Source organism: Gordonia otitidis NBRC 100426 (assembly GCF_000248075.1).
In the GTDB taxonomy this organism is placed as follows: domain Bacteria; phylum Actinomycetota; class Actinomycetes; order Mycobacteriales; family Mycobacteriaceae; genus Gordonia; species Gordonia otitidis.
The window spans coordinates 40,841-48,016 of record NZ_BAFB01000098.1 but is presented as its reverse complement, the minus strand read 5'-3'; the positions used below and the strand labels follow the sequence as shown (position 1 = coordinate 48,016).

The following is a 7,176-nucleotide window of genomic DNA, read 5'->3' as shown; positions in this document are numbered from 1 at the left end:
GTCGCATATGGCGTTTACGGTGGTGCCGAAGCGGTGGTGTTCGACCTCGCTGACACCGCGACCGTGATCGCCGTGCGTCGCAGCACGCCGTCGAACGTGATCGTCGACCTGCGTCACGAAGACGTACTCGCGCCGGCCGAGGACGACGTCGAATTACTCGGGGCGATGGGTCCGCGCGTCATGTTCTCCAACGATCTCGACGTGGCCCGCCGTGTGTGCGACCGGCGCATGGTCGCGCTGGCCAACAACGCGCCGTCGTACGTCGAGGTGTTGTGGGACGAGGGTAATTGGGCGCTCGGGTCGATGCCGTTGACCAACGATCCGACCCAGCTGGACACCGGACTCGAAGTGGTGCGACGCTTCGCGGATCTGCTTCGTGTACTCCCGCCCGTGCAGGACCCGCAGGATCCGCCGGACCCGCGTGATCCGCACGGACCCACACGCGAGGAGTTCGCCGACGAGAAGACCGAATCGATGCGCGACAAGGAACGGCGTGCCCGCGCGCAGGCGCAGGAGTCTGCAGCCCCGAGCGCTCGGCGCGAACCCGCTCAGGGTGCGGGCGAGACGGGCGCGCGCAGGCCGTCGACACCGACCACGGGGCGGGGCATGACCCCGATGCCGGTGCGCCGCTCACGAACCGCGCAGCCGCCGGAGACGGGCGATCGGCCTAATCGGCACCATCGTCGTGACTGATGGTGACACCGGATTCGAGCCATCCGACCACGACGCACGAGCAGGAAGATTGAACCCACTGTGACTTCATCGACGCCCTTCGCATCCTCGACCCCTGACGTCGACGCCGAAGCTCGCGCTGCACTCGCGCGACTCGTCGCCGAACTGTCGGTGGTGCACGGCAAGGTGACGCTCTCGTCAGGACGTGAGGCCGACTATTACGTCGACCTGCGGCGCGCAACGCTGCACCACGAGGCGTCGCCACTGATCGGTGCGTTGATGCGTCAACTCACCTCCGACTGGGCGTATCAGTCGGTCGGCGGGCTGACCTTGGGGGCCGATCCCGTCGCGACGGCGATCATGCACGCACCGGGGCGTCCCGTTGATGCCTTCGTGGTACGCAAGGCAGCCAAAGCCCACGGGATGCAGCGGCGCGTCGAGGGGCCCGACATCGAGGGCAAAGCCGTGCTGATCGTCGAGGACACCAGCACGACCGGCGGATCGCCGGCGACCGCGGTCGAAGCCGCGCGTGAAGCCGGTGCAGTTGTCGTGGGGGTTGCGACTGTCGTCGACCGAGCCACCGGCGCAGACCAGGTGATCACGAAACTCGGTGTACCGTACCGGTCTCTGCTCGGGCTCGCCGATATCGGTCTTGCCTGAGGCGATGCCGGAGGACGCGTCCGAGCAGCCCGGCCCAACGGAATGGCAGTCGGGGGCGGCCGTCGGGGTGGGCCCGTGGGCCGTCGAACACGACGATCCCGTTCCGGACGACCCCCGATACGACCCGGAGTTGCTCGCCGAGGGTGACACGCGCAATGTCGTTGACGCCTACCGGTATTGGCGCCGCGAAGCGATCGTCGACGACATCGACTCGCGGCGACACCCGTTTCACGTGGCCATCGAGAACTTTGCCCACGACGCCAACATCGGCACCGTTGTACGCACCGCCAATGCTTTCGCCGCCGCCGCCGTCCACATCGTCGGGCGACGGAGGTGGAATCGCCGGGGAGCGATGGTGACAGACCGCTACCAGCATCTGCTACACCACGAGTCGGTGTCGGAGTTGATGGCATGGGCGCGCGAGGAGGGACTTGCAGTGGTCGCCGTCGACAACACCCCGGGGTCGGTGCCGCTCGAGACCGCCGATCTCCCGCGCGACTGCGTACTGCTGTTCGGTCAGGAGGGGCCGGGCGTCAGCGACGACGCCCAGGCCCAGGCCGACCTGACCGTGTCGATCGCGCAATTCGGTTCGACGCGAAGCATCAACGCCGGGGTGGCGGCGGGCATCGCGATGCACGCGTGGGTTCGGCAACATGCCGACCTCGACTCAGCCTGGTGATCGAGGAGCCGTTGCACGCGCAGCGCTGCGACGCGTAGATACTCTTCGGCCAATGACATCCCCGGTTTGACGGTTCTTGCCCCGGCGATCACCTCGCGCGCATCGCTTTCGGCACACCGACGACCGTGTTTTCGCGGTCGACCACAGTGGTGCCAACGGCCGCTGGTTGCCGATCAACCTCGCGGAGACATCGGCGGAGTAGTGGGCGCTTTTCATCTCTCGATGTCGGCGCCTCACAGCCAGTGCGGCGCAGTCACTTCGGTGGAGGTCCGCACACAGTCGACGGTGCGTCCGGTCATCCAGCCGACGACGGCCGACAACTTGCCGCGCACCTCGATACGGTCGCCGGTGAAATGCCGGTCGACATCGGTGATGCCTACCGGCGTGATCAGCCGCAGATCTGCGCCGCTGCCCTTGCGTCCCCACGCGCCGACGATGTCGTCGAAGAGGTCGATCAGCACGGCCTCGGGGAGGTCGGCGAATGAGCCACCGGCACCGAGGTCGATGGTGTGGATCCAGACCTCTCGGGTGCGCATCCACGCGGTCTCCGTGGCCGGGACAGTTCGCCCCTGAATGGTCTTCACCTGCGCGTCCCACTTCTCGGTGGGCAGGTTGCGCCACGCCTCGTCGAGACGTGCCGCAGTGTGATCGACGAGGTTACGCAAGGCCTGCGCCCCCAACGTCGATCCTTCGTCGATCTCCTCATTGCGTTGCGCGGGCGAGGAATACATCGGTGTTTCGTACCCGGTCGCTGCCCAGGTCATCAGGTTGCACAGGGCTGCGGCGTTGTAGCCCACGTGCGCGACGAGATGCTTGCGGGACCAGTCGGGCAGAAGAGACGACCCGGCGAGGTCGTCGTCGGAGACCCGTGCCAGGTGTTGTACGAAATAGGCGGTTCCATTGCGGGCGATGGCGAGTTGTTCATCGAGGGAGAGTTGGTGGTAGCCCGCGATGTCGGTCCCCGCCGCGTTGGCGCTACTTGACAATGGTCTTGTTCCGGACGGTTCCGAGTCCCTCGACGGTGACCTCGACGGTCTGGCCGTCGCCGATGTAGCGGGCCGGTTTGCGGGCGTGGCCGACACCGCCGGTGGTGCCGGTGATGATGACGTCGCCCGGGTTGAGGGTCACGATGTGCGAGATATATTCGACGAGTTCAGCAGGCTTGAATACCAGGTCATCGGTGGTCGATTCCTGCATGACCTCGTTCTCGAGTCGGGTCTCGATGCGGGTGCCGAGCTGGTAGTCGGTGTCGAGCCACGGCCCGAAGCCGCTGGTCTTCTCGAAGTTCTTGCCCTGATCCCACTGCAGGGTGCGGTATTGGTAATCACGCATCGTGTAATCATTTATGACCGAGTAGCCGGCGATGTGGTCGGCGGCTGACGCTGCGGTGACCTGATATGCCTGCATGCCGATGACGACGGCCAGTTCGGCCTCCCAATCGAGCTGCGAGGCAGCGTAGTCGGGGACGACAACGTCGTCGTACGGGCCTGTGAGGGCATCGGCGAGCTTGAGGAACAGGGTGGGATACTCCGGCAGGTCGCGGCCCATCTCCTTGATGTGCGACGCGTAGTTCAGCCCGACACAGAACACCTTGCCGGGGCGGGGGATCACCGGTGCGTAGTCGGCGCCGTCGAGGGCGACGGTAGTACCGTGGGCAGCCTGGGCGATATCACGCCAGTTGTCTTGGGCGAGAAGGGTTCCCAGATCGGCGTAGCCATCGATTAAGGTTGCGGTGGTGTCATCGACACGGGCGGCAGTGGTGGTGCCGGCGAGGCGGAGGGTGCTGAGTTTCATCCGGGGGCGGTCCTTTTCGTGGGGATGGTGGGCTTGTCGGGTGTACTACTTCTGGATCTGGGTGCGATCGAAGTGCAGGCGCTCCATGATCGGTGCGTCGGAGAAGGTGAACAGATCAATCCCGGCGTCGGTGGCCAATGACCACGGCACCCACGAGGGGATGACCACGAGGTCGCCGGTGGACAGCTCGCGGCGGTCGTCGCCGATGGTGACCTCGCCCTCGCCGTCGAACACCTGGAAAACGGTAGAGCCGACGTCGCGACGGTTGGCGGTCTGTGCGCCAGCGCGCAGCCGATGGAACTCGGCGCGGATGGTCGGCATGACATCGCCGGCGGTGGTCGGGTTGGTGTAGCGGACGGCGGCGTGACCGGGTTCGGTTGTCGAGGCGTAGCCCTCGGCCTCCAGCTCGAGCTGCTGACGCAACGCCGCGTCGGTGTATTCCCAGCGGTAGCACGCGATCGGGGAGCTGGCCCTGGCGTCGAGCCCAACGAGCGGACGCAGACCCGGATTGCACCACAGGCGTTCCGATCGCGACACTTTGGGCATCGACTCGTCGGTGACGCCATCGGAGCCGAACTCGAAGAAGCCGGTGTCGGCGTAATAGCTGAACGGGATGTCGAGGCCGTCGATCCAGGCCATCGGTTGATCGGTCTCGTTGTGGTGGCCATGGAAGTTCCAGCCGGGGGTCAGCAGGAAGTCGCCGCGGCGCATAGCGACCGGGTCTCCGTTCACGACGGTCCAGACGCCCTCACCCTCTACTACGAAGCGGAAGGCGTTCTGGCTGTGCCGGTGCTCCGGTGCGGTCTCGCGCGGTCCGAGGTACTGGATGGCGGCCCACAGGGTCGGGCTGACGTACGGGCGTCCGCCCAGGCCCGGGTTGGCGAGGGCGATCGCGCGGCGTTCGCCACCTCGGCCGACGGGCACGAGTTTGCCGGCCTGCTCGGCAAGGGGCAGGAGTTCGGCCCATCGCCAGACGTATGGAATCGCCTGGGGTGCCGGGGACATCGGCATGAGGTCGCCGATTTGGGTCCATAGCGGGATCAGGTTCGCGGCGTTGAAGTCGGAGTACAGGGCGTTGAGGGCGGCGTCTTCTTCGGAGGCGCCGACGTAGGCGGTGTCGGTCTCGCGGGAGGTGGTGGTCATCTCGTTCTCCGTCTGGCTATGGGGTGAAGCACAAATCCTGACGGTAGAGGGCGGATGACATTTGATCTCGAGATTTCTGCACAGAAGAAAAGGGGCCAGTGGTCGGGTGGATCTAGGTGTCAGGGTTCGAGCTCGGCGACGTCGATCTCTATCTCGTGCACGCACCGGCGCATCTGTCCGATCAGCGGTCCGCGCGCGTGCTGCTGGTAGCGGGTGGACGGCACGGCGACAGTGATCGCGCCGAGAGCCAGGCCGCGGTGATTGTGGATGGCGATGCCGAACGCGGACACCCCGTTCTCCGACAGCTGGAGGTTGATGCCGACGCCTGAGTTGCGGACCGTGGACAGCGCTGCGGTGAACGCGGCGAACTCGTCGGTCGGGAGTCGGGGGTCGGCGTCGTCGCGACGCTCCTGACCATCGGGGAGCAGGTAGAGCTGGGTGAGCACCGCCTCGTCGAGTTCGGCGAGTAGCGCCTGACCTCCCGCGGTGCGGTGCGCGTCGAGCACTTGGCCCTGCCGATCCCCAACCCGCAGGATGGTGGCGGATTCGGCCGAGTAAAGGAATCTCGCTTGAGTTCCCACGCGGATCACCAGGTTGGAGGTCTCCCCAGTTTGGGCGGTCAATGCCTCGAGGTGCGGCCGTGCGCGATCGGTGAGATCGCGAGTCCAGCCTCGTCGTGCTGGTCCGGCTCCGAGCGCCGGCCCAGGGTGATAGATGCGATGTTCGTCCTGTACTGCGAAACCGCGGTACACCAGCATGGCGAGGAGTCGGTGGGCGGTCGAGTTGGCGACCCCGAGTTCGGCGGCTGCATCCGACAGACGCACCGCGCCCACGTCACGGAGTAGAACGACCAGGCGCAGAGCGTTATCGGCGGAGGCGATGACATAAGACGGCCGCTCGATCACGCGTTTCTGCATAGCAGAACTATATTGCGACGGGATTGTGGTGTCCATCACCGTAATGCCATGACCGCTACACCACATCACGCCCACTCGCTGGGTGATGCGGCCGCTCGTCACGGCCTGTCTCCACGTCGCGCCGCCATCACCGTCACTGTGTGCTGGCTCTTCGTCGTCTTCGACGGATATGACCTCATCGTCTACGGCAACGTCATCGGCAGCCTGCAGAAAGAATGGGGCATCAGTGCTTCGACCGCCGGAACCCTCGGCAGCCTCGCCTTCCTCGGGATGATGATCGGCGCCGTTCTCGCCGGCCGACTGTCCGACCAGATCGGCAGGCGCAACGCCATCGTCGGATGCGCCATCGTGCTGTCGGTGTTCACCGCTGCGTGCGCGTTCGCGCCCGGACCCTTCGTCTTCGGCATCTTGCGTCTGATCGCCGGGCTCGGCCTCGGCGGATTGGTGCCGACGGCCAATGCTCTTGCTGCCGAGCTTGTTCCGGACCGGTGGCGCTCACCGGTGGCCACCCTGATGATGTCGGGTGTGCCGCTGGGCGGATCGGCGGCCGCACTCATCGGTATGTCGGTCATCCCGGCTTGGGGATGGCAACCGATGTTCCTGTTGGCCCTCGTCCCGCTGGCGCTGTTGGTTCCGTTGGCCGGCTTCGTCTTTCCCGCCGCGCGAGTCGATCACGCCGGGCATCCCGTCGGATTCCGGGTACTGCTCGGCGAGCGCTATCGCACCCTGAGCATTCTGTTCGCCATCGCCACAGTGTTCACCCTGCTGGCGTGGTACGGACTGGGTACCTGGCTGCCGAAGCTGATGCAGTCGACCGGCTCCGATCTCGGCAGCGCGCTGACCTTCGCGCTCGCGCTGAATCTGGGAGCGGTGCTCGGATCGGTCGTGACCGCTTGGGCCGGAGCGCGATTCGGTGCGGTCCGCACCGCAGTGGTGGCGGCACTCATAGCCGGTGGTGCACTTCTGCTTCTTGTGACCAGCCCGACTACCGGCATGATCTATGCGATCTTCGTCCTCGCCGGAGTAGGAACCCACGGGACCCAGTGCCTGATCATCGCCGCGGTGGCCTCGGCGTATCCTGCGCCGTTGCGCGGCACCGCACTCGGGTGGGCGCTCGGCGTCGGACGTATCGGCGCCGTCGCCGCGCCGCAGATCGGCGGCTGGCTGATCGCCGCGGGGCTCGGGTCGAACTCCAACTTCATTCTCTTCGGTGTGAGCGCGTTGATCGCCTCGATGGTGCTCATCGCGGTCTCCGCGGTGCGCAGCTCGCAACCGTCAGCCGTCGCCAAGTCACCGATCGCCGCCTGACGA

At 66.1% G+C, this 7,176-nt stretch carries 8 protein-coding genes; 4 read left to right on the top strand and 4 right to left on the bottom strand.

From position 1 onward, the window contains the following. From GOOTI_RS10080 to GOOTI_RS10070, 3 genes are all read left to right on the top strand, one after another. Positions 1–693, top strand: a 693-nt coding sequence (locus tag GOOTI_RS10080; RefSeq protein ID WP_007238483.1) for a TtfA family protein, incomplete at its 5' end; no start/stop codon positions are given. A gap of 60 nt (positions 694–753) precedes the next feature. Then, on the top strand, positions 754–1,332 hold the full coding sequence (gene pyrE / locus GOOTI_RS10075) for an orotate phosphoribosyltransferase (RefSeq protein WP_007238482.1): 579 nt from the start codon (positions 754–756) through the stop codon (positions 1,330–1,332). Positions 1,333–1,336: 4 nt separating this feature from the next. After that, positions 1,337–2,011 carry a TrmH family RNA methyltransferase gene (locus GOOTI_RS10070; RefSeq protein WP_007238481.1) on the top strand — a complete coding sequence of 225 codons (675 nt, stop codon included), beginning with the start codon at positions 1,337–1,339 and terminating at the stop codon, positions 2,009–2,011. Between the two features lie 233 nt (positions 2,012–2,244). Here GOOTI_RS10070 and GOOTI_RS10065 read toward each other — a convergent pair whose 3' ends face one another. The 4 genes from GOOTI_RS10065 to GOOTI_RS10050 form a co-directional block, all read right to left on the bottom strand. Continuing rightward, positions 2,245–2,997: a maleylpyruvate isomerase family mycothiol-dependent enzyme gene (locus GOOTI_RS10065; RefSeq protein WP_007238480.1), complete on the bottom strand. Its 753-nt coding sequence runs from the start codon at positions 2,995–2,997 to the stop codon at positions 2,245–2,247. Continuing rightward, positions 2,987–3,805 (bottom strand): fumarylacetoacetate hydrolase family protein, encoded by an 819-nt coding sequence (locus tag GOOTI_RS10060; RefSeq protein ID WP_007238479.1) that lies wholly within the window; start codon positions 3,803–3,805, stop codon positions 2,987–2,989. Before GOOTI_RS10060 ends, GOOTI_RS10065 begins: the two co-directional genes overlap by 11 nt. A 45-nt stretch (positions 3,806–3,850) precedes the next feature. After that, positions 3,851–4,948 carry a cupin domain-containing protein gene (locus tag GOOTI_RS10055; RefSeq protein WP_007238478.1) on the bottom strand — a complete coding sequence of 366 codons (1,098 nt, stop codon included), beginning with the start codon at positions 4,946–4,948 and terminating at the stop codon, positions 3,851–3,853. A gap of 119 nt (positions 4,949–5,067) precedes the next feature. Next, entirely contained in the window at positions 5,068–5,865 is a 798-nt protein-coding gene (locus tag GOOTI_RS10050; protein ID WP_007238477.1) for an IclR family transcriptional regulator, read from the bottom strand. A gap of 48 nt (positions 5,866–5,913) precedes the next feature. Here GOOTI_RS10050 and GOOTI_RS10045 point away from each other — a divergent pair, with 48 nt between their 5' ends. Further along, positions 5,914–7,173 (top strand): MFS transporter, encoded by a 1,260-nt coding sequence (locus GOOTI_RS10045; RefSeq protein WP_007238476.1) that lies wholly within the window; start codon positions 5,914–5,916, stop codon positions 7,171–7,173. Positions 7,174–7,176 lie beyond the last annotated feature (3 nt).